Here is a 19,135-nt window from a genome sequence, read left to right as displayed (position 1 = left end):
TCAGACAAGCATTCCATCAAATTTCTTCATCGTTTTCTATATTTTCTGCACCTACATTTTCTAACAATTCAATCGCAATTAAACCAGCATTTTGCCGCAAAGCTGTCTCGATTTCTGTAGCTATTTCCGCGTGATCACGTAAAAACTGCTTTGCATTTTCTCGTCCCTGCCCTAAACGCTGAGAATTATAAGAAAACCATGCACCAGATTTTTCCACAACACCAACTTTGACACCCAAATCAATTAACTCACCTACTTTGGAAATGCCTTCACCATAAATAATATCAAATTCAACTTGCTTAAACGGAGGAGCCAATTTATTTTTGACGACTTTAACACGTGTCTGATTACCAACGATCATATCCCGATCTTTAATAGATCCAATACGACGAATATCTAAACGAACAGAAGCATAAAACTTTAAAGCGTTTCCACCTGTTGTCGTTTCAGGAGAACCAAACATGACGCCAATTTTCATGCGAATTTGATTAATAAAGATAACCATACAGTTAGAACGAAAAATTGCTGCTGTTAGTTTTCGCAACGCTTTACTCATTAACCGAGCTTGCAGCCCAGGTAAAGCATCACCCATTTCACCATCAATTTCCGCCCGCGGTGTCAAAGCCGCTACGGAATCAACAACGAGTACATCAACAGCACCAGAACGAACCAACGTTTCTGTAATTTCCAATGCTTGTTCACCAGTATCAGGTTGAGAAATAAACAAATTTTCTAAATCAACACCAAGCTTACGCGCATAAATAGGATCAAGAGCATGCTCCGCATCAATAAAAGCACAAATCCCACCAATTTTTTGTGCCTCAGCAATAGCATGAAGAGCCAATGTTGTTTTTCCAGAACTTTCTGGTCCATAAATCTCAACAATACGCCCCTTCGGTAATCCACCAACACCCAAAGCAATATCCAAGGATAACGAGCCCGTTGGAATTGTTTCAATTTCAACAACCTGCTCTTTTTGCCCAAGACGCATAATTGAGCCTTTACCAAAAGAACGTTCAATTTGTGAGAGAGCAGCATCGAGAGCCTTTGTTTTATCCACGATTATATCCTTGACCGATTCATAACAACTAAACACCCAGTGTACACTGTTATTTTAACTTAACTAAAGTCTTGAGTTTAAATTTTCACAGACTATTTCCATTTCTAACCTCCCATTGTGTCGACAACAGATCATTATCATAATAGAAAGATTTGATATTCCTTATTTTATGACAAAAAAAACCTCCATGCTAAGAAAAGAAACTTGGCACATTTATATTCCTCCTCCAGAAAAGAAACAATTTAAATGTAACATGGTACTTTATATACAGCCTTTATGTTACTTCTCAAACGCTTAAGAGATCATATCTCTTAAGCTAATCTCCAACTATTGATAACCCCAAAATTCCTCATCAATAAAAACCACAATACATCGCATACAACTGAAACCACAAATACAAAGCAACACACGAATTATAGCTAGACAAATATTTTTTGAATTTGGGTTTTAAGGGCATATAAATTCTTATGCGAAAAGAAAAATTTTTCACTCTATGAAAAATAATAAGCGTTTAAGACATATCCTAGTCTATTAATGCAATTATAGTCACATAACTGTGTAAAATAAGTTTAAGATCCATAAAAATCCTGTCCTAATCAAAATTTCATTTTTAATTGGCTCGTTTTTTGCGCAATTTTTCCCACCACTCAAGACGCTTCATAATTTCTCGCTCAAAACCACGTTCTCGTGGTTGATAATAGCTCTGGCGCCCAAGTTTTTCAGGAAAATATTCCTGTCCAGAAAAAGCATCTGGTTCATCATGGTCATAACGATAACCATGTCCATACCCTTCTTCCTTCATAAACTTCGTAGGTGCATTCAAAATGTGCCTAGGAGGAGGTAAAGAACCATTTTTGCGTGCACAATGCATAGCTGCCTTATACGCGAGATATGTCGCATTTGATTTTGGCGCAGTTGCAACATAAAGACATGCTTGTGCTAAAGCCAATTCTCCCTCAGGTGATCCTAAATAATCATAAGCATCTTTTGCCGCATTACAAATGACAAGAGCTTGAGGATCTGCCAAACCAATATCTTCAACAGCCATACGAACCAATCTTCGCCCAATATAGAGAGGATCTTCCCCCGCATCAAACATACGCGCCAAATAATAAAGAGCAGCATCAGGATCAGACCCACGAACTGATTTATGTAACGCTGAAATGAGATTATAGTGCCCCTCTTGTCCTTTATCATAAATTGGAGCACGACGCTGAATGATTTTTTGCAAAGCAACAGCATCAAATATCTCTCCTTGTCGAGCAGCACACCAAACTTCCTCAGCCAATGTTAACGCTGCCCGCGCATCACCATCAGACATCCTTATCAAAACATTTCTGGCATCATCGTCCAAGGGAAGAAGTTTTCCTTCCACTTCTTCTACACGTTTCAAAAGTTTACTCAAACTTTCATTGTTATGGGGAAGAAACGTCAAAACACGCGCACGAGAAAGAAGAGCAGCATTAAGTTCAAATGAGGGATTTTCTGTTGTTGCACCGATAAGAATGACTGTACCGTCTTCCATAACAGGAAGAAAACTATCCTGCTGAGCACGATTAAATCTATGAATTTCATCGACAAACAAAACCGTCCTCCGCCCAGACATAAAACGAGTTCGAGCACTTTCAAAAATCTTTTTAAGTTCAGCAACTCCAGTAAAAATAGCAGAAACTTGCTCAAAAGAGAAATTTGTTTCAAGCGCTAACAAGCGCGCAACTGTTGTTTTTCCTGTCCCTGGTGGTCCCCAGAAAATCATCGAACCAAATGAACCAGCTGCTATCATGCGTGAAAGCAATCCCTCCTCCCCAACTAAATGATCTTGTCCTATTACATCACAAAAAAAGCGAGGACGCATTCTCTCAGCAAGCGGCCGATTTTTATTAACTTGGAAATCAAGCGACGAAGTAAAAAAATCTTTATTCAAAAAAAACCTCAGCGAATAAATTGGCGAATATACATACCATCACGTTCATATTCCAATTGCCAAATACGCGGACGACCTTGCACAAGAATCTTTTTCAACTGACTGACTGTTTGAATTTTGTAGCCATTAACAACACGCAAAATATCTCCTGAACGAAAAATTCCAGCAGCATTGCTCGCCTCATCAAGATTGGTAATCACAACACCTTTTGCAGATGCTGGAAGATGAAAACGTCGACTATTTTGCGGTGTTAAATCCAATACTTCAGCACCAGAAAGAGGACCTTCACCAATAATTTTTTCAGATTTTAAGAATTCAGATTCCGGTATTGATAAAACGATTATTTCTGTTTTGAAAGTTTTGCCATTTCGTAAATATTCTAAAGGAAGGTTCTGCCCCATGCTTGCTGTCATTAAACGATATCCAAGACTATCTGGGCTATCAATTCGTACCCCTTGCATACTCAAAATAACATCGCCTACTTTCAAACCAGCTTTTTCAGCAGGACTATCTTTGCTAATTTCAATGATAAGAGCACCATAGGGACGCTCTAAACCTAAACCACCTGCAATATCAGGCGTAACATTTTGAAAAGATGCACCAATATAAGGTGGTACAAAATACTTTCCACCATGCTTAACGGTATCAAGCACCACCTTCACAAGATTCGCCGGAATAGCAAAACCAATCCCTACAGAACCACCCGAACGCGAATAAATAGCTGTATTAATCCCGATTAATTGCCCTTTCATATCAATCAAAGCCCCACCAGAATTCCCTGGATTAATAGCAGCATCTGTCTGAATAAAAAAGTCAAAATCAGAAATACCAACACGTGTACGTGCTTGCGCTGACACAATACCACTTGTAACGGTTTGACCAACACCAAAAGGATTACCAATTGCTAAAACAAGATCACCAACCTCAACCTCATCGGAATCTCCTAAAAGAAGAACAGGAAACTGCGCACCTTTTGCATCAATTTCAAGCACGGCAATATCCGTTGCTTCATCTTTTAGCATAACCTTACTCTCAAATTCTCGTCCATCAGAAAGAGCAACTTTAATTTCGTTTGCATCCTTAATGACATGATAATTCGTAACGATCAAACCACGTGCATCAACAATCACCCCAGATCCTAATGAAGATTGCTTACGTACAGGCAGATTATTTTGAAAACGACCAAAAAACTGCTCAAAAAATGGATCACCTTCAAAAGGTGAACGCGCTCTAATTTGCCGAGCTGCATAAATATTTACAACAGATGGAATAGATTTTTTAACTAAAGGAGCAAATGAAAGAGTAATTTCTGACTGTGTTTGCGGAATTTTGGCAAATGCGCAAGAAAATGACATTTGCGCTATAATCACAAAAAAAAGCCCAACAAAAAGAGAATTCTTCATTATTCACTCCTTATAAACTAATCTACTCTTTAAGAGGACAGCCACCTCTCATTTCCCATGAATTAAAGATCCCCATTAATATTTATACTTGAGAATAAAAACAACCTATTTGAACAATAAATATTATAAAGAACAAATAATTCAATATTTTATATCCTCATTTTTACTTTTATCACTTGAATAAAGTCTACTCTGTAATGCTAACAAAAAAACCGCCCTAAGAGGCGGCTTTCTCAAACACAACGAAAAAAATATCAAGAAGACGCTTTTTCATTTACAGCATCTTCTGCACGCGCACGATCCACAGCACCTTTCGCATCGATATCTCGATCAACAAATTCTATAACAGCCATGGGAGCATTATCACCTGTACGAAACCCCGCTTTCATAATACGCAAGTATCCACCGTTTCGCGATGCATAACGCGGAGCAAGTGTATCAAATAATTTTGCAACTTTCCCTGCATCACGAAGTGCAGAAACCGCTTGTCGACGCGCATGCAATCCCCCACGTTTACCAAGAGTAACTAACTTTTCAACGATAGGACGAATTTCTTTAGCCTTTGGAAGCGTCGTCACAATTTGTTCATGCTCTATCAGCGAAACCGCCATATTTGCAAACATCGCCTTACGGTGACTAGCAGTTCGGTTCAATTTGCGACCTGAGTTACTATGGCGCATGAGCCTTCTCCTTAAATTCTAACTTTAATACTGATCTTCATAGCGTTTAGCAAGATCATCGATGTTCTCAGGAGGCCATGCAGGAATTTCCATACCAAGATGCAGCCCCATACATGCCAAAACTTCCTTAATTTCATTTAACGACTTTCGCCCAAAATTTGGTGTCCGAAGCATTTCAGATTCCGTTTTCTGAATAAGATCACCAATATAGACAATATTATCATTTTTAAGACAATTTGCAGAACGAACTGAAAGTTCTAGCTCATCCACTTTTTTGAGCAACGCAGGATTAAAAGCAAGCTCCGAATCAGACTCTTCAACAATTTCTTTCTGTGGCTCCTCAAAGTTGACAAATAATGATAATTGATCCTGAAGAATACGTGCCGCAAAAGCAACAGCATCCTCTCCATTAACAGCACCATTTGTTTCAATCGTGAGTGTCAATTTATCATAATCCAACACTTGACCTTCGCGTGTATTTTCTACTTTATAGGAGACTTTACGAATTGGTGAATAAAGACTATCAACGGGAATAAGACCTATTGGCGCATCATCGACATAATTACGATCAGATGGAACATAACCTTTTCCTGTATTAACAATAAATTCCATACGAATCTCAGAACCTTCATCAAGAGTACAAATAACGTGCTCTGGATTCAAGATTACCATATCCCCAACAGTACTTATATCCCCAGCCCTTACAACACTAGGACCCTCTTTACAAAGAACAAGGCGTTTAGGCCCCTCTTCTTCCATACGAAGTGCGATTTCTTTGATATTTAAAATAATATCTGTAACATCCTCACGCACACCTGGAATTGATGAAAATTCGTGCAACACACCATCAATTTGCACAGCAGTAACCGCAGCACCACGAAGAGAAGACAATAACACACGACGAAGTGCATTCCCTAACGTTAAACCAAAACCACGTTCAAGAGGCTCCGCAATCACACTCAAAACGTTTGGATTATCATGTGCGAAAAACTCAATCTTATTAGGTTTAATCAGTTCCTGCCAGTTTTTCTGGATCATATTTTTATTCCCGTTCTTTAATTCCGCTACCATTCAATCACAACGGACAATGTGAACATCAGAGAAACCTCTGACAACGAAAAAACAACACCAATTAAACACGCCGTCTTTTTCGGGGGCGGCATCCATTATGAGGAATTGGCGTTACATCACGAATGGAAGTAATAACAAAACCAACAGATTGCAAAGCACGCAAAGCAGACTCACGACCTGATCCAGGACCACAAACCTCAACTTCCAAAGAACGCATACCATGCTCCTGCGCTTTTCTAGCACAATCTTCAGCAGCAACCTGAGCCGCAAAAGGCGTAGACTTACGCGATCCTTTAAATCCCTGAGCACCAGCAGACGACCACGCAATTGTGTTTCCCTGAGCATCAGCAATGGTAATCATTGTATTGTTAAATGTTGAATTGATATGCACAACACCTGATGATATATTTTTGCGCTCGCGACGACGAACCCGTGTGGCTTCCTTGGCCATAGTTTTCCTTTCAACGATCTCTTCACTGCCGTAACACCAGCAGCTCCACCCTCTTTATTCTTGTTAAAAAAAATTAACAAAAAACAGAATATCTAAAAAAATAAAACTCTATAAAAATAAAGGATATTATTTCTTCTTTCCAGCGATTGCCTTAGCAGGCCCCTTACGCGTACGTGCATTTGTATGCGTACGCTGTCCACGAACAGGCAAAGAACGGCGGTGACGCAAACCACGATAACAACCAAGATCCATTAAACGCTTAACATTCATCGCAACCTCACGGCGAAGATCTCCCTCAACTTGATAGCCTTGATCTATCGCTTCACGAATTTGCAACACCTCTGCATCCGAAAGCTCATGGACACGACACCCTATGGGAATGCCAACCTTCTTAGTAATTTCTTGAGCAAATTTCGGTCCAATCCCGTGAATATACTGAAGCGCAATAATTACACGCTTATTTGTCGGGATATTGACGCCAGCAATACGAGCCACGCCTACTCTCCTTGGTTATGTTGACAATTAACCATAAAATACTTGATGTACCTTACAGAAAAAAGACTCGGCACAAACACACCCCGAATCCAATTACTTTACTGAAATAAACTGAGGCTTTTTCTGATAGATTTCACCGAAAAAGTCAACACTTTTCATCTATTTCTAAAAAAAATCTTATTGAAAAGACTTTTTAATTACATCTGATATCTCACTAATACCAATCATTCCATCAATCACCTTTAATAATCTCTTCTCTGAATAAAATTTTGATAAGGGAGCTGTTTTTTCACGATATTCTACTAATCGCTTCGCAAAGGCAACAGGATTATCATCTAAACGAACGTGCCCACCAGTAGCTATTGTTTCCTCAACACGTTTCTTCATTCTTTCAATCAACGCATCTTCATCAACACTTAGTTCGATAACAGCATCAAGCTGCATATTTTTCGACTGCAAAATCTGCTGCAATGCTTCTGCCTGCCCCACAGTCCGCGGATACCCATCCAAGACAAAACCATTTATACAATCACTTGCGTCAATTCGTTCTGATACAATTTGATTAACAATACTATCAGGAACTAAAGCACCAGAACTCATAACAGCTTTAGCTTTTTTGCCAACTTCCGTTTCTTTGGCAATAACTTCACGTAACATATCGCCCGTCGATAACTGAGGGATATTATACTCCTCAGTCAACATTTTAGCTTGTGTGCCTTTTCCAGCTCCAGGAGGTCCTAAAAGAACAATTCTCATCGATTCCTTCTACCTCCACGAAGTTTTGATTTTTTAATCAATCCTTCATATTGGTGAGCAACAAGATGCCCCTGGATTTGAGCAACTGTATCAAGCGTAACAGTAACGACAATCAACAAAGACGTCCCCCCAAGATAAAAAGGAACCTGTAGTGCGGATATCATAAACTCAGGTAATAAACAAACCAAAATAATATAAACCGCTCCCACAACAGTAATGCGCGTCAAAACATAATCAATATACTCAGCTGTACGTTCACCAGGGCGAATTCCTGGAATAAAACCAGAATGCTTTTTCAACTGATCCGCCGTATCACTTGGATTAAACACAATAGCTGTATAAAAAAAGCAAAAAAAGGCCATTAAAATAGCATAGACAATCATGTAAAGTGGCTGTCCATGACCAAGAGAATAAGAAATAGCCTGAACCCATTGCGGCATTTTGTCAGAAAAATTATTAATAGTTGCAGGCAATAACAGCAAAGATGAAGCAAAAATTGGTGGAATAACGCCGGCAGTATTCAGTTTTAAAGGGAGATGCGACATGTCTCCTTGAAACATCTGATTACCAATTTGACGTTTCGGATACTGAATAAGAATCCGACGTTGTGCACGCTCTACAAAAACAATAATTCCTATAACAGAAACCGCAATAAGAACGATCCCTATTAACAAAAAAGTTGATAAATCAGCCTGACTATGAGCAGTCAAAAGCTGAGCAAAAGTAGAAGGGAGATTAGCTACAATACCTGTAAAAATAATAAGAGAAACCCCATTACCAACACCACGTGATGTAATTTGCTCGCCAAGCCACATTAAAAACATCGTTCCACCAACAAGTGTAATAACAGAAGAAATACGGAACATAAACCCAGGCTCCACAACAATTTGAAGCCCTGTCCCTATACCTGTTTCAAGCGCAATCGCAATACCAAATGCTTGCAGAATTGCTAAAACTACTGTTACGTAGCGTGTATACTGATTAATAATCTTACGACCTAATTCACCCTCTTTTTTAAGAGTTTCTAACGAAGGAATAACTGAAGTTAGCAATTGTACAATAATTGATGCCGATATATAAGGCATAATTCCCAGTGCAAAAATTGCCATACGCCCAACAGCTCCTCCAGCAAACATATTAAACAACCCCAAAACACCAGAAGCATGATGTTCAAATGTTTGACGCAAAGAATCAATATTAATACCAGGAAGAGATATATAAGTACCAAAACGATAAACAAGAAGAGCAGCTAAGGTAAACCAAATACGTTTTTTCAATTCGGTTGCACGTGAAAAAGTTCCAAAGTTTATATTGGAAGCAAACTGCTCTGCCGCTGACGCCATAAAACCTCTCCAATCCCCACTTTAGTTCTTTAAATCACAAGAGTATAACTCCAGAAATCCCTGTCGTCATACATAAATACAAAACTTAAATAATTCTCCATAAAAAACATCCTCAAACGAATCATAAAAAACTGCTCAGGATATCATTCATGTCAAAATAAGCTCACCGAACAGTCTCAGGAAGAATAACCTGACCACCAGCTTTTTCAATCTTAATACGAGCAGCATCAGAAACACCAGAAACATGAACTATAATCTTTACTTTCAATTCACCATCAGCAAGAATACGTACACCATCCCTCATACGACGAATAATACCAGCCTCTTTCAGTGTAACAATATCAACAGGTTTTTCAACATTCAACTTACCCGCATCAACTGCTAATTGAATACGCCTCAACGAAACTTCGTTATAGTTCTTAGCAAAAAAATTTTTAAATCCACGCTTTGGTAAACGACGATAGATAGGCATTTGCCCACCTTCAAAACCATTAAGCGAAACACCAGAACGTGAATTCTGCCCCTTTACACCACGACCAGCAGTTTTACCGGTACCAGAACCAATACCACGCCCAACACGTTTACGATCTCTCGTTGCACCTTCACAATCGCGCAGCTCATTGAGTTTCATATTCTATACTCCCGCAACCGTTAATCTTTATCTATAACGCGAACAAGATGCCGAACCTTAGCAATCATACCCCGCACACAAAGCGTATCCTCTAAAACACGCCGCCGCCGCATTTTATTTAACCCGAGTCCCTTCAAAGTTGCACGCTGAATCCGCGAATTCCGAATTGGACTACCAATTTGTTCTACCGTTACAGTTTTGCTACTCTGAGATTTTTTTTGAACCATTTCCTAATTCCTTTTCTGATAATCTCAGAAACTAGCCTTCCACATCAACTAAATGTTTACGACGTGCCTGCAAAGTTGAATATTTTATACCGCGTTGAGCCGCAATATCTCTGGGATGCATTTGATGCATTAAGGCATCAAATGTTGCACGCACCATGTTATACGGATTTGACGATCCTAATGATTTTGCCACAACATCCTGCATACCAAGAGTTTCAAAAATAGCGCGCATCGGCCCACCAGCAATAATACCTGTACCAGCTGAGGCAGAACGCAATAAAACACGACCAGCCCCATGACGACCTTCAAGATCATGATGCAATGTACGTCCAGACCGAAGCGGAACATAAATCATTGCACGCTTCGCAGCTTCTGTAGCCTTACGAACCGCTTCTGGCACTTCACGCGCCTTACCATGACCAAAGCCCACACGCCCTTTTTGATCCCCAACAACGACAAGAGCAGCAAAACCAAAACGCCGCCCACCTTTCACAACTTTAGCAACACGATTGATATGAACAAGTCTATCGACAAATTCACTATCACGCTCATCTCGCTCACCACGTTCTTTATGTGCCATTCCTCATTCCTTCTTCTTTTCCGGAAGCACGCTAAAAAAGTTCCATCATCAAACCAAAGGAACTCACACGAAACACCCTAAAATCCCCTAACTAAAACTTCTAAATAAAATACTTTAGAAGCTCAAACCACCTTCACGAGCAGCCTCAGCCAAAGCCTTTACTCTACCATGGTACACATATGCTCCACGATCAAAAACCACCTCGTTAACACCAGCCTGTTTTGCACGCTCAGCAATTAACTTACCAACAGCAAAAGCTGCCTCTTTATTAGCACCACTTTTTAAAGATTTCTTTAAATCACCTTCAAGGGTAGATGCTGAAACAAGCGTATACCCCCGCAAATCATCAATAATTTGAGCATAGATGTTCTGATTTGAACGATAAACACTAAGCCGCGGACGATTACTAGAAAACATCTTGATTCTACGACGAACACGTCGTGCGCGACGCTGGATAATGTTCTTAGACGAAACCATAATACAAAATCCTTATTTCTTTTTACCTTCTTTACGAAAGATACGCTCATCTGCATGCTTAACGCCCTTACCTTTGTAAGGCTCAGGCCTACGATATTCGCGAATTTCTGCTGCAACTTGTCCAACTCGCTGCTTATCAATTCCAGAAATAACAATTTCTGTAGGTCTGGGAACCGTTATAGTAACACCCGATGGCACTTTATAAATCACATCGTGCGAAAAACCTAACGACAGCTGAACATCTTTGCCCTGCAAAGCAGCACGATAACCAACTCCGTTAATTTCCAATCTCTTTTCAAAGCCATCTTTCACACCACAAAAAATATTTTCAATCATTGAACGCGACATCCCCCATTTTGAGCGTGCATCTTTTGACTGATCTCGTGGTGAAACTGATATAAAATTTTCTTCAAGTTTTACCAAAACTTCATCATTAACAACGTAACTCAACTCACCTTTCGGACCTTTGGCTTTAACCAGTTGACCTTCAACCGTTGCAGTAACCTCAGAAGGAATTGAGATGGGCTTTTTTCCAATACGAGACATTATTCTAACCTACTTTTTTCTGTTTTCTTTACATAACTTAGAAAACACGACAAAGGAGCTCTCCACCAACATTCTGCTCACGTGCCTCATGATCTGCCATAACTCCCTTAGGAGTTGATAAAATAGAAATACCAAGACCATTTGCCACTTGAGGAAGTGACTTAGCAGAAACATATACACGACGACCAGGCTTCGAAACACGTGAAATTTCACGAATAGCAGCTAACCCTTCAAAATATTTTAACTCGATTTCAATTTCAGATTTTCCATCACCACAATCAACTTGATTATATCCGCGAATATAACCTTCAGACTGAAGAACATCAAGAACGCGAGCACGAAGCTTAGAAGCAGGCGTAACCACTTTTCCTTTTTTACGACCAAGCGCATTACGAATACGCGTTAACATATCACCAAGAGGATCCGACATAGACATTGAGTAATCTCCTCTCACCAACTAGACTTAACGATGCCAGGAATATGCCCTACAGAACCAAGTTCACGCAATGCAATCCGAGACATTTTCAATTTACGATAATAAGCCCGAGGACGCCCTGAAACCTCACAGCGATTACGAACCCGAACTTTTGCAGAATTGCGTGGCAACCCTGCCAATTGAACAGACGCTTTAAAGCGCTCCTCAAGAGAAACCTTCTGATCCATAACTATCGCTTTCAAGCGGGCACGACGCGCAGCATAACGCTTTACCATCACCTCACGACGCTTATTTTTCTCAACGGCACTCACTTTAGCCATAATCTTACCTCGCTACATTTGCCGTTACGAACGAAAAGGAAAATTAAAAGCACGCAATAATTCACGCGCCTCATCATCCGTTTTTGCTGTCGTACAAACGATAATATCCATGCCCCAAATTTGATCAACTTTGTCATAATTGATTTCTGGAAACACAATGTGCTCTTTAATACCCATAGCAAAATTGCCACGACCATCAAAACTTTTGGAATTCAAACCACGAAAGTCACGAACCCGCGGAAGCGCAACCGTAACAAGACGATCCAAAAACTCAAACATACGATCTTTGCGCAACGTAACTTTAGCCCCAAGCGGCATTCCTTCACGAACCTTAAAGGTCGCAATAGAATTACGCGCGCGGGTTACAACAGCTTTCTGACCTGTTATTAACCCTAAATCCTCAGCAGCAACAGATGGTTTTTTAGAATCGGCAGTTGCTTCACCAACCCCCATATTAATCACAATCTTATCAACCCGCGGAATTTGCATTGCATTCTTATAATTAAACTTCTCTTGAAGAGCTTTACGAACAACTTCAAAATAATGCACCTTCATGCGCGGCGTTTGTTTTTCCTCAGCCATTAATCAACTCTCCCGAACGCTTGGCAAAACGAACCTTATCACCATCTGCATTCACACGAAAACCTACACGCGTAGGCTTACCATCTTTAGGATCAGCAATCGCCAAATTAGATAGATGAATCGGAGCTTCCTTAGAAATGATTCCAGCCTCTTGCTTTTGCGTTTGGCGTTGATGACGTTTAATCATATTAACCCCACGAACAAAAGCTTTGTTCTCCTTCGGATTCACCTTAATTACTTCACCACTACACCCCTTATCTTTACCGGATAAAACTACAACTTTATCGCCTTTTCGAATTTTTTGCATACCACCCACTCCTTACAACACTTCAGGAGCGAGCGAGATGATCTTCATATGATTCCGGCCACGAAGCTCGCGGGGAACTGGTCCGAAGATACGTGTACCGATCGGCTCTTTCTTATTATCCACTAAAACGGCAGCATTGCTATCAAAACGAATAACACTACCATCTGCGCGACGAATATCCTTAGCAGTACGAACTACTACAGCTTTCATCACATCACCCTTTTTAACACGACCACGAGGAATAGCATCCTTGACCGAAACAACAATAATGTCACCGACCGAAGCATATTTTCGCTTTGAACCGCCTAACACCTTGATGCACATGACACGACGGGCACCAGAATTATCGGCAACGTCGAGGTTTGTTTGCATCTGAATCATGACTGGCCACCTTCTCTTAATAGTTATACCCGGTTATGTCTCTTAACACATCCAGATTTGCCTGCCAAATAACGACAAAAAATCATCCCTAAATCTACCAACGGAAATAAAACCACTGTTAAATTTCAAAACAACAAATTAATTAACTACGCTACACTGCCTTTAACAACAGTCCAACGCTTATCTTTCGAAATTGGTCTAGATTCCTGAATAGAAACCTGATCACCAACCTTGAACTGGTTACTCTCGTCATGCGCTTTATACTTTTTAGACTGCCGAACAGTCTTTTTGAGAAGTGGATGAGAATAACGACGCTCCACTTTAACAACAACAGTCTTATCATTCTTATCACTAACGACAACACCTTGCAAAATGCGTTTAGGCATCACTTATTTCCTTAAGCCTTACTTTCGTTTATCTTCTGGCGAAGAAAAGTTTTAACACGCGCAATGTCACGACGAACTTGCCTAACACGTGCAGTCTTTTCCAATTGGCCTGTTGCTCTTTGAAAGCGCAAATTAAATTGCTCTTTCTTTAACTTAGCCAACTCATCTTTCATCTGGTCGAGCGTTTGCGCCCGTAATTTTGTGGCTCTCATCGCTTAACCTCTTTATTCAGCAATACGCTGGATGAAACGTGTCTTTACAGGCAACTTAGCAGCACCCAATCTTAGTGCTTCACGTGCTACATCTTCAGGAACCCCATCAAGCTCAAACATGACACGTCCAGGTGCAACACGAGTTGCCCAATAATCTACACTTCCCTTACCCTTACCCATACGAACTTCAGTCGGCTTAGATGTAACCGGAAGATCCGGAAAAATACGAATCCACACGCGACCAGAACGTTTCATATAACGTGTAATAGCACGACGTGCCGCTTCAATTTGGCGGGCAGTAACCCGCTCTGGCTCAACAGCCTTCAAACCGTAAGCACCGAAATTCAAATCCGTACCACCCTTCGAAACACCGTGAATACGGCCCTTGAACTGTTTACGGAACTTTGTGCGCTTTGGCTGCAACATTGCTCTCTACTCCAAATTCTAGTTCAATCACAAAAACTAAGCATTTTCGCGGCGACGATTCGATGAAGAACCAGAATGATCAACCTCTGTAGCACGACGCTCTGAAGCCATCGGATCATGCTCAAGAATTTCACCCTTAAAAACCCAAACCTTAACACCACAAATACCATAAGCGGTCTTAGCCTCTGCTGTACCGTAATCAACATCAGAACGCAAGGTATGAAGCGGAACACGACCTTCACGATACCACTCCATACGAGCAATTTCCGCCCCACCAAGACGACCAGAACAATTTATACGAATTCCTTCCGCTCCAAGACGCATAGCTGATTGAACCGCACGCTTCATTGCACGCCGAAAAGCAACACGACGTTCTAATTGCTGAGCAATCGATTGCGCTATAATAGTAGCATCAATTTCTGGTTTACGAATTTCCACAATATTCAGTGAAGTCTCAGCACTTGTCATCTCCGAAAGCTTACGACGAAGCTTTTCGATATCAGCTCCCTTTTTACCAATAATTAAACCAGGACGCGCCGAATGAATCGTTACACGACATTTCTTATGAGGACGCTCAATAACAACCTTAGAAATAGCCGCTTGCTTCAGCTCTTCAAGAACATATAAACGAATCCTTAAATCCTCATGAAGAAGACGCCCATATTCACCACTATCAGCATACCAACGGGAATCCCAAGTCCGGTTAACTCCGAGACGAAGTCCTATTGGATTGATCTTCTGACCCATTATGCGGCCTCCACTTTTTCGGTAACTTCACGAACAATAATAGTAAGATGCGAAAACGGACGCTCAATCCGACTAGCACGTCCACGACCGCGAACATGAAAACGCTTCATCACTATCGACTTACCAACATAAGCTTCTGCAACAACAAGCGAATCGATATCAAGATCATGGTTATTTTCTGCATTTGCAATCGCTGATTCAAGAGTTTTTTTCACAGTCCCAGCAATACGTTTATGTGAAAACGTCAAATCAGCTAACGCCATATTCACTCTTTTACCACGAATCATCGCAGCAACCAAATTAAGTTTCTGCGGACTAACACGAATCGTCCGTGTGACAGCTTTCGCCTCATTGTCCTTAAGCTGGCGCGGAATCTTAGCTTTTCCCATTACTACTTCCTCTTCGCTTTCTTGTCTGCACCATGCCCATAATAAGTCCGAGTGGGAGAAAACTCACCAAACTTATGTCCAACCATCTCTTCAGAAACAGAAACAGGAATATGCTTATTTCCGTTGTAAACACCAAAAGTTAAACCAACAAATTGTGGTAAAATAGTAGAGCGACGACTCCATATTTTAATAACTTCATTACGCCCACTTGCACGTACCTTCTCTGCTTTTCCAAGAAGATAGCCGTCAACAAACGGACCCTTCCAAACTGAACGAACCACTTCAGACTACCTTTCTCATTTCTTGCGCTGATGACGCGTACGCATAATAAACTTATCAGTGGCTTTATTGGAGCGCGTACGCTTACCTTTCGTAGGCTTACCCCAAGGAGACACTGGATGACGCCCCCCTGATGTACGCCCCTCACCACCACCATGTGGATGATCAACAGGATTCATAGCAACACCACGAACATGTGGACGCTTACCACGCCAACGTGATCGCCCTGCCTTACCATCATTAATATTCCCATGATCCGGATTTGAAACAGCACCAACAGTTGCAAAACAGCTACCAGACACCAAACGTTGCTCTCCAGAATTAAGACGAAGAATAGCCATTCCTTGATCTCGTCCAACCAACTGCGCATAAGTGCCAGCTGAACGCGCAATCTGTCCACCCTTTCCAGGTTTCATTTCAACATTATGAATAATTGTACCCACCGGCATATTACCAAGCGGCATAGCATTACCTGGCTTAACATCAACATTAGAACCAGCTATAATAGCATCACCCACACCAAGACGCTGTGGTGCGAGAATATAACTCAACTGCCCATCCTCATAACGAATTAATGCAATAAAAGCAGTACGATTTGGATCATATTCTAGACGCTCAACTTTTGCAGAAACATTACGTTTAAGACGCTTAAAGTCAACAAATCGATAGCTGCGTTTATGACCACCACCCTGAAAACGAGCAGTAACGCGACCACGATTATTACGCCCACCTTTTGATGACAAGCCCTCAGTTAGAGTTTTTATAGACCTACCCTTATAAAGACAAGAACGATCTACAATAACAAGCTGACGTTGCCCAGGTGTAGTTGGATTAAAGTGCTTAAGTGCCATTATTCTTTATCTCCGAACCTCTTTAAAGACCTGTCGAAACGTCGATAGACTGCCCACTAGCCAACGTTACGATCGCTTTCTTAACATTATTCTGCCGACCAACAATGCCTTTAAAACGCTTCACTTTACCTTTACGGATTATCGTGTTAACTGCTTTAACTTTAACGCTAAAAAGCGCTTCAACAGCAGCCTTAATTTCAGGCTTCGTCGCTTTCGGCGCGACATCAAAAGCAACTTGATTATATTCAGAAATCATAGTCGACTTTTCAGTAATAACCGGACTAACAATTACATCATAATGGCGAAGATCTGTCATCTAAAACGCTCCTCAAGAAACTCGACAGCTTCTTTTGACAAAACAAGTTTGCTGCGACGCAAAATATCATAAACATTAATTCCTTGAATTGGTAGAATATCAATATTAGGGATATTAGATGCTGCACGAGAAAAATTAATATCAATCTCTTTACCACCAATCAAAAGAGCATTATCAAACCCAAGATTCGAAAAATGAGAAACAAGCATTTTAGTTTTAGCATCCTTAACGCTCAGTGCCTCAACAACAATCAAATCCTTTGCCTTTAATTTTGCTGATAACGCAAGTCGCAATCCAAGTGCACGAACTTTCTTAGGAAGATCATGCGCATGACTACGGGCCACCGGACCATGTGCCTTACCACCACCCCGAAACTGCGGCGCACGAGCAGAAGAGTGCCGCGCACGTCCAGTTCCTTTTTGTTTAAACATCTTTGCCCCTGTTCGAGACACATCAGAGCGTCCCTGTGACTGGTGGGTTCCCTGCTGATGACGTGCAAGTTGCCAACGAACAACACGTTGCAAAATATCCTCACGCGGAATAAGGCCAAAGACAGCTTCAGAAACTTTTAACTTACCAGTCTCATTACCATCAAGAGTTTTAATTACAAGATCCATTATTCGGCTCCCTCAACTTCAGAGATTTCCATTGCCGGAGCAACCATTTCCGTCTTCTCATTAACAAAACGACGAATACCAGCAGGTTTCGGCGCATTATCAGGAAGAGGTCTCTTTACGGCATCCCGCACTAAAATCCAAGAGCCTTTGGAACCAGAAACAGCACCACGCACCAAAATTAAACCACGTTCAACATCTGTGGAAACAACCTCAATATTCTGTGTTGTTACACGGACCTGCCCCATATGACCAGCCATTTTTTTACCTTTAAAAACTTTACCCGGATCTTGACACTGTCCTGTTGAACCATGAGCACGGTGTGTGATAGAATTACCATGAGAAGCACGATGTCCACCAAAATTATGCCGTTTCATAACACCAGCAAAACCTTTACCGATACTCGTACCTGTTACATCGACTTTTTGCCCTGGAACAAAATGTTCCACTGTAATTTCAGTACCGATATCAAGGAGATTATCGGGACTCACACGAAATTCTGCTATTTTAGCTTTTGGCTCAACAGAAGCCTTAGCAAAATGCCCACGAAGAGCTTGCGATGTATTCTTAACCTTAGCAAAGCCTACACCTAACTGAACAGCAGTATAACCATTCTTTTCAACTGTACGCTGAGCAACAACTTGACAATTCTCTAAACGAAGTACTGTTACCGGCACATGCTCACCAGCTTCATTATAAATACGGGTCATGCCCAGCTTCTGTGCTATTACACCTGAACGCATCGGGTCTGTTCCTTCTGTCCTCAAACCTCAGAGCTTAATCTCTACATCCACACCAGCAGAAAGATCAAGCTTCATAAGCGCATCCACTGTTTGTGGTGTTGGATCAACAATATCAAGAAGACGCTTATGTGTACGCATTTCAAACTGCTCACGACTCTTCTTATCGATGTGCGGTCCGCGATTGACCGTAAACTTCTCAATTCGTGTTGGAAGCGGAATAGGACCACGGACATTTGCACCAGTACGTTTAGCGGTCGACACAATTTCACGCGTCGACGCATCAAGAATTCTGTGGTCAAACGCTTTCAAGCGAATGCGGATATTCTGACTGTTCATACTCTTTTATTTCCTTGTCACATAACGCGTCTTTAACAATTAAAGACACCCTTAGTAACTATTATTTATTCAATGATCTTAGAAACGATTCCTGCACCGACAGTACGACCACCTTCACGAATAGCAAAACGAAGCTTCTCTTCCATGGCAATTGGAACAATCAAAG

General features: G+C 41.0%; 31 protein-coding genes. All 31 read right to left on the bottom strand.

From position 1 onward, the window contains the following. Positions 1-16: 16 nt before the first annotated feature. Positions 17-1,060: a recombinase RecA gene (gene recA / locus GQO39_RS04575; RefSeq protein ID WP_007552574.1), complete on the bottom strand. Its 1,044-nt coding sequence runs from the start codon at positions 1,058-1,060 to the stop codon at positions 17-19. A 610-nt stretch (positions 1,061-1,670) separates the two neighbouring features. Further along, positions 1,671-2,984: a replication-associated recombination protein A gene (locus tag GQO39_RS04570; RefSeq protein WP_156851121.1), complete on the bottom strand. Its 1,314-nt coding sequence runs from the start codon at positions 2,982-2,984 to the stop codon at positions 1,671-1,673. Positions 2,985-2,992: 8 nt separating this feature from the next. Beyond that, positions 2,993-4,387, bottom strand: coding sequence for a DegQ family serine endoprotease (locus GQO39_RS04565; RefSeq protein WP_156851120.1), 1,395 nt, complete (start codon positions 4,385-4,387; stop codon positions 2,993-2,995). A gap of 254 nt (positions 4,388-4,641) precedes the next feature. Then, a complete protein-coding gene (rplQ, locus tag GQO39_RS04560) occupies positions 4,642-5,067 on the bottom strand; it encodes a 50S ribosomal protein L17 (protein ID WP_007552569.1) in 426 nt (141 codons plus the stop codon). Positions 5,068-5,091: 24 nt separating this feature from the next. Further along, positions 5,092-6,105 (bottom strand): DNA-directed RNA polymerase subunit alpha, encoded by a 1,014-nt coding sequence (locus GQO39_RS04555; protein WP_156851119.1) that lies wholly within the window; start codon positions 6,103-6,105, stop codon positions 5,092-5,094. A gap of 94 nt (positions 6,106-6,199) precedes the next feature. Continuing rightward, positions 6,200-6,589: a 30S ribosomal protein S11 gene (gene rpsK / locus GQO39_RS04550; RefSeq protein ID WP_007552567.1), complete on the bottom strand. Its 390-nt coding sequence runs from the start codon at positions 6,587-6,589 to the stop codon at positions 6,200-6,202. A 126-nt stretch (positions 6,590-6,715) separates the two neighbouring features. Further along, complete coding sequence (gene rpsM, locus GQO39_RS04545) at positions 6,716-7,084, bottom strand: 30S ribosomal protein S13 (RefSeq protein WP_007552566.1); 369 nt, start codon at positions 7,082-7,084, stop codon at positions 6,716-6,718. Between the two features lie 177 nt (positions 7,085-7,261). Continuing rightward, entirely contained in the window at positions 7,262-7,840 is a 579-nt protein-coding gene (locus tag GQO39_RS04540) for an adenylate kinase (RefSeq protein ID WP_156851118.1), read from the bottom strand. Continuing rightward, positions 7,837-9,183, bottom strand: coding sequence for a preprotein translocase subunit SecY (gene secY, locus GQO39_RS04535; RefSeq protein ID WP_156851117.1), 1,347 nt, complete (start codon positions 9,181-9,183; stop codon positions 7,837-7,839). Before secY ends, GQO39_RS04540 begins: the two co-directional genes overlap by 4 nt. A gap of 163 nt (positions 9,184-9,346) precedes the next feature. Next, positions 9,347-9,814: a 50S ribosomal protein L15 gene (gene rplO / locus GQO39_RS04530; protein ID WP_156851116.1), complete on the bottom strand. Its 468-nt coding sequence runs from the start codon at positions 9,812-9,814 to the stop codon at positions 9,347-9,349. 20 nt (positions 9,815-9,834) lie between these two features. Then, positions 9,835-10,041: a 50S ribosomal protein L30 gene (gene rpmD, locus GQO39_RS04525; protein ID WP_156851115.1), complete on the bottom strand. Its 207-nt coding sequence runs from the start codon at positions 10,039-10,041 to the stop codon at positions 9,835-9,837. Between the two features lie 31 nt (positions 10,042-10,072). Further along, entirely contained in the window at positions 10,073-10,621 is a 549-nt protein-coding gene (rpsE, locus tag GQO39_RS04520) for a 30S ribosomal protein S5 (RefSeq protein ID WP_007552560.1), read from the bottom strand. A 114-nt stretch (positions 10,622-10,735) separates the two neighbouring features. Further along, positions 10,736-11,098 (bottom strand): 50S ribosomal protein L18, encoded by a 363-nt coding sequence (gene rplR / locus GQO39_RS04515; RefSeq protein ID WP_007552559.1) that lies wholly within the window; start codon positions 11,096-11,098, stop codon positions 10,736-10,738. 12 nt (positions 11,099-11,110) lie between these two features. Continuing rightward, on the bottom strand, positions 11,111-11,644 hold the full coding sequence (rplF, locus tag GQO39_RS04510; RefSeq protein WP_156851114.1) for a 50S ribosomal protein L6: 534 nt from the start codon (positions 11,642-11,644) through the stop codon (positions 11,111-11,113). Between the two features lie 37 nt (positions 11,645-11,681). Then, on the bottom strand, positions 11,682-12,080 hold the full coding sequence (gene rpsH, locus GQO39_RS04505; protein ID WP_007552557.1) for a 30S ribosomal protein S8: 399 nt from the start codon (positions 12,078-12,080) through the stop codon (positions 11,682-11,684). A 14-nt stretch (positions 12,081-12,094) separates the two neighbouring features. Continuing rightward, positions 12,095-12,400 (bottom strand): 30S ribosomal protein S14, encoded by a 306-nt coding sequence (rpsN, locus tag GQO39_RS04500; RefSeq protein WP_004859177.1) that lies wholly within the window; start codon positions 12,398-12,400, stop codon positions 12,095-12,097. Between the two features lie 24 nt (positions 12,401-12,424). Next, entirely contained in the window at positions 12,425-12,982 is a 558-nt protein-coding gene (rplE, locus tag GQO39_RS04495) for a 50S ribosomal protein L5 (RefSeq protein ID WP_007552553.1), read from the bottom strand. Beyond that, complete coding sequence (gene rplX / locus GQO39_RS04490; protein WP_156851113.1) at positions 12,975-13,289, bottom strand: 50S ribosomal protein L24; 315 nt, start codon at positions 13,287-13,289, stop codon at positions 12,975-12,977. Before rplX ends, rplE begins: the two co-directional genes overlap by 8 nt. Positions 13,290-13,301: 12 nt before the next feature. Continuing rightward, positions 13,302-13,670 carry a 50S ribosomal protein L14 gene (gene rplN, locus GQO39_RS04485; RefSeq protein ID WP_004855715.1) on the bottom strand — a complete coding sequence of 123 codons (369 nt, stop codon included), beginning with the start codon at positions 13,668-13,670 and terminating at the stop codon, positions 13,302-13,304. Positions 13,671-13,816: 146 nt separating this feature from the next. Next, complete coding sequence (gene rpsQ / locus GQO39_RS04480; protein WP_007552551.1) at positions 13,817-14,056, bottom strand: 30S ribosomal protein S17; 240 nt, start codon at positions 14,054-14,056, stop codon at positions 13,817-13,819. Between the two features lie 11 nt (positions 14,057-14,067). Further along, positions 14,068-14,268: a 50S ribosomal protein L29 gene (rpmC, locus tag GQO39_RS04475; RefSeq protein WP_007552550.1), complete on the bottom strand. Its 201-nt coding sequence runs from the start codon at positions 14,266-14,268 to the stop codon at positions 14,068-14,070. A gap of 12 nt (positions 14,269-14,280) precedes the next feature. Continuing rightward, on the bottom strand, positions 14,281-14,694 hold the full coding sequence (gene rplP / locus GQO39_RS04470) for a 50S ribosomal protein L16 (protein ID WP_156851112.1): 414 nt from the start codon (positions 14,692-14,694) through the stop codon (positions 14,281-14,283). 36 nt (positions 14,695-14,730) lie between these two features. Next, the gene (gene rpsC, locus GQO39_RS04465; protein WP_156851111.1) at positions 14,731-15,441 is read right to left on the bottom strand and encodes a 30S ribosomal protein S3; all 711 of its coding nucleotides are present in this window, start codon (positions 15,439-15,441) and stop codon (positions 14,731-14,733) included. Further along, positions 15,441-15,830 carry a 50S ribosomal protein L22 gene (rplV, locus tag GQO39_RS04460; RefSeq protein WP_007552547.1) on the bottom strand — a complete coding sequence of 130 codons (390 nt, stop codon included), beginning with the start codon at positions 15,828-15,830 and terminating at the stop codon, positions 15,441-15,443. Before rplV ends, rpsC begins: the two co-directional genes overlap by 1 nt. 2 nt (positions 15,831-15,832) lie before the next feature. Further along, positions 15,833-16,111 (bottom strand): 30S ribosomal protein S19, encoded by a 279-nt coding sequence (gene rpsS / locus GQO39_RS04455; RefSeq protein ID WP_007552546.1) that lies wholly within the window; start codon positions 16,109-16,111, stop codon positions 15,833-15,835. Positions 16,112-16,126: 15 nt separating this feature from the next. Then, complete coding sequence (gene rplB / locus GQO39_RS04450) at positions 16,127-16,960, bottom strand: 50S ribosomal protein L2 (protein ID WP_007552544.1); 834 nt, start codon at positions 16,958-16,960, stop codon at positions 16,127-16,129. 22 nt (positions 16,961-16,982) lie between these two features. Then, complete coding sequence (locus GQO39_RS04445; protein ID WP_007552543.1) at positions 16,983-17,276, bottom strand: 50S ribosomal protein L23; 294 nt, start codon at positions 17,274-17,276, stop codon at positions 16,983-16,985. After that, on the bottom strand, positions 17,273-17,893 hold the full coding sequence (gene rplD, locus GQO39_RS04440; RefSeq protein ID WP_156851110.1) for a 50S ribosomal protein L4: 621 nt from the start codon (positions 17,891-17,893) through the stop codon (positions 17,273-17,275). The genes GQO39_RS04445 and rplD overlap by 4 nt, the downstream gene beginning before the upstream one ends. Further along, entirely contained in the window at positions 17,893-18,633 is a 741-nt protein-coding gene (gene rplC / locus GQO39_RS04435) for a 50S ribosomal protein L3 (RefSeq protein WP_156851109.1), read from the bottom strand. Before rplC ends, rplD begins: the two co-directional genes overlap by 1 nt. Positions 18,634-18,660: 27 nt before the next feature. Next, on the bottom strand, positions 18,661-18,969 hold the full coding sequence (gene rpsJ / locus GQO39_RS04430) for a 30S ribosomal protein S10 (protein WP_004855744.1): 309 nt from the start codon (positions 18,967-18,969) through the stop codon (positions 18,661-18,663). Positions 18,970-19,034: 65 nt separating this feature from the next. Then, positions 19,035-19,135, bottom strand: a 101-nt coding sequence (locus GQO39_RS04425) for an EF-Tu C-terminal domain-related protein (RefSeq protein WP_500789581.1), incomplete at its 5' end; no start/stop codon positions are given.

This window comes from Bartonella refiksaydamii, from assembly GCF_902652675.1.
Taxonomy (GTDB): domain Bacteria; phylum Pseudomonadota; class Alphaproteobacteria; order Rhizobiales; family Rhizobiaceae; genus Bartonella; species Bartonella refiksaydamii.
The sequence above is the reverse complement of the archived record's forward strand: the minus strand, read 5'-3'. Positions and strand labels throughout refer to the sequence as shown.

Excerpts from the sequence above, each read along its gene's own strand:
- GQO39_RS04565 (WP_156851120.1), bottom strand. The coding sequence starts at position 4,387 with ATGAAGAATTCTCTTTTTGTTGGGCTTTTTTTTGTGATTATAGCGCAA.
- rplQ (WP_007552569.1), bottom strand. The coding sequence starts at position 5,067 with ATGCGCCATAGTAACTCAGGTCGCAAATTGAACCGAACTGCTAGTCAC.
- GQO39_RS04555 (WP_156851119.1), bottom strand. The coding sequence starts at position 6,105 with ATGATCCAGAAAAACTGGCAGGAACTGATTAAACCTAATAAGATTGAG.
- rpsK (WP_007552567.1), bottom strand. The coding sequence starts at position 6,589 with ATGGCCAAGGAAGCCACACGGGTTCGTCGTCGCGAGCGCAAAAATATA.
- GQO39_RS04540 (WP_156851118.1), bottom strand. The coding sequence starts at position 7,840 with ATGAGAATTGTTCTTTTAGGACCTCCTGGAGCTGGAAAAGGCACACAA.
- secY (WP_156851117.1), bottom strand. The coding sequence starts at position 9,183 with ATGGCGTCAGCGGCAGAGCAGTTTGCTTCCAATATAAACTTTGGAACT.
- rplO (WP_156851116.1), bottom strand. The coding sequence starts at position 9,814 with ATGAAACTCAATGAGCTGCGCGATTGTGAAGGTGCAACGAGAGATCGT.
- rpmD (WP_156851115.1), bottom strand. The coding sequence starts at position 10,041 with ATGGTTCAAAAAAAATCTCAGAGTAGCAAAACTGTAACGGTAGAACAA.
- rpsE (WP_007552560.1), bottom strand. The coding sequence starts at position 10,621 with ATGGCACATAAAGAACGTGGTGAGCGAGATGAGCGTGATAGTGAATTT.
- rplR (WP_007552559.1), bottom strand. The coding sequence starts at position 11,098 with ATGGTTTCGTCTAAGAACATTATCCAGCGTCGCGCACGACGTGTTCGT.
- rplF (WP_156851114.1), bottom strand. The coding sequence starts at position 11,644 with ATGTCTCGTATTGGAAAAAAGCCCATCTCAATTCCTTCTGAGGTTACT.
- rpsH (WP_007552557.1), bottom strand. The coding sequence starts at position 12,080 with ATGTCTATGTCGGATCCTCTTGGTGATATGTTAACGCGTATTCGTAAT.
- rpsN (WP_004859177.1), bottom strand. The coding sequence starts at position 12,400 with ATGGCTAAAGTGAGTGCCGTTGAGAAAAATAAGCGTCGTGAGGTGATG.
- rplE (WP_007552553.1), bottom strand. The coding sequence starts at position 12,982 with ATGGCTGAGGAAAAACAAACGCCGCGCATGAAGGTGCATTATTTTGAA.
- rplX (WP_156851113.1), bottom strand. The coding sequence starts at position 13,289 with ATGCAAAAAATTCGAAAAGGCGATAAAGTTGTAGTTTTATCCGGTAAA.
- rplN (WP_004855715.1), bottom strand. The coding sequence starts at position 13,670 with ATGATTCAGATGCAAACAAACCTCGACGTTGCCGATAATTCTGGTGCC.
- rpsQ (WP_007552551.1), bottom strand. The coding sequence starts at position 14,056 with ATGCCTAAACGCATTTTGCAAGGTGTTGTCGTTAGTGATAAGAATGAT.
- rpmC (WP_007552550.1), bottom strand. The coding sequence starts at position 14,268 with ATGAGAGCCACAAAATTACGGGCGCAAACGCTCGACCAGATGAAAGAT.
- rplP (WP_156851112.1), bottom strand. The coding sequence starts at position 14,694 with ATGTTGCAGCCAAAGCGCACAAAGTTCCGTAAACAGTTCAAGGGCCGT.
- rpsC (WP_156851111.1), bottom strand. The coding sequence starts at position 15,441 with ATGGGTCAGAAGATCAATCCAATAGGACTTCGTCTCGGAGTTAACCGG.
- rplV (WP_007552547.1), bottom strand. The coding sequence starts at position 15,830 with ATGGGAAAAGCTAAGATTCCGCGCCAGCTTAAGGACAATGAGGCGAAA.
- rplB (WP_007552544.1), bottom strand. The coding sequence starts at position 16,960 with ATGGCACTTAAGCACTTTAATCCAACTACACCTGGGCAACGTCAGCTT.
- GQO39_RS04445 (WP_007552543.1), bottom strand. The coding sequence starts at position 17,276 with ATGACAGATCTTCGCCATTATGATGTAATTGTTAGTCCGGTTATTACT.
- rplD (WP_156851110.1), bottom strand. The coding sequence starts at position 17,893 with ATGGATCTTGTAATTAAAACTCTTGATGGTAATGAGACTGGTAAGTTA.
- rplC (WP_156851109.1), bottom strand. The coding sequence starts at position 18,633 with ATGCGTTCAGGTGTAATAGCACAGAAGCTGGGCATGACCCGTATTTAT.
- rpsJ (WP_004855744.1), bottom strand. The coding sequence starts at position 18,969 with ATGAACAGTCAGAATATCCGCATTCGCTTGAAAGCGTTTGACCACAGA.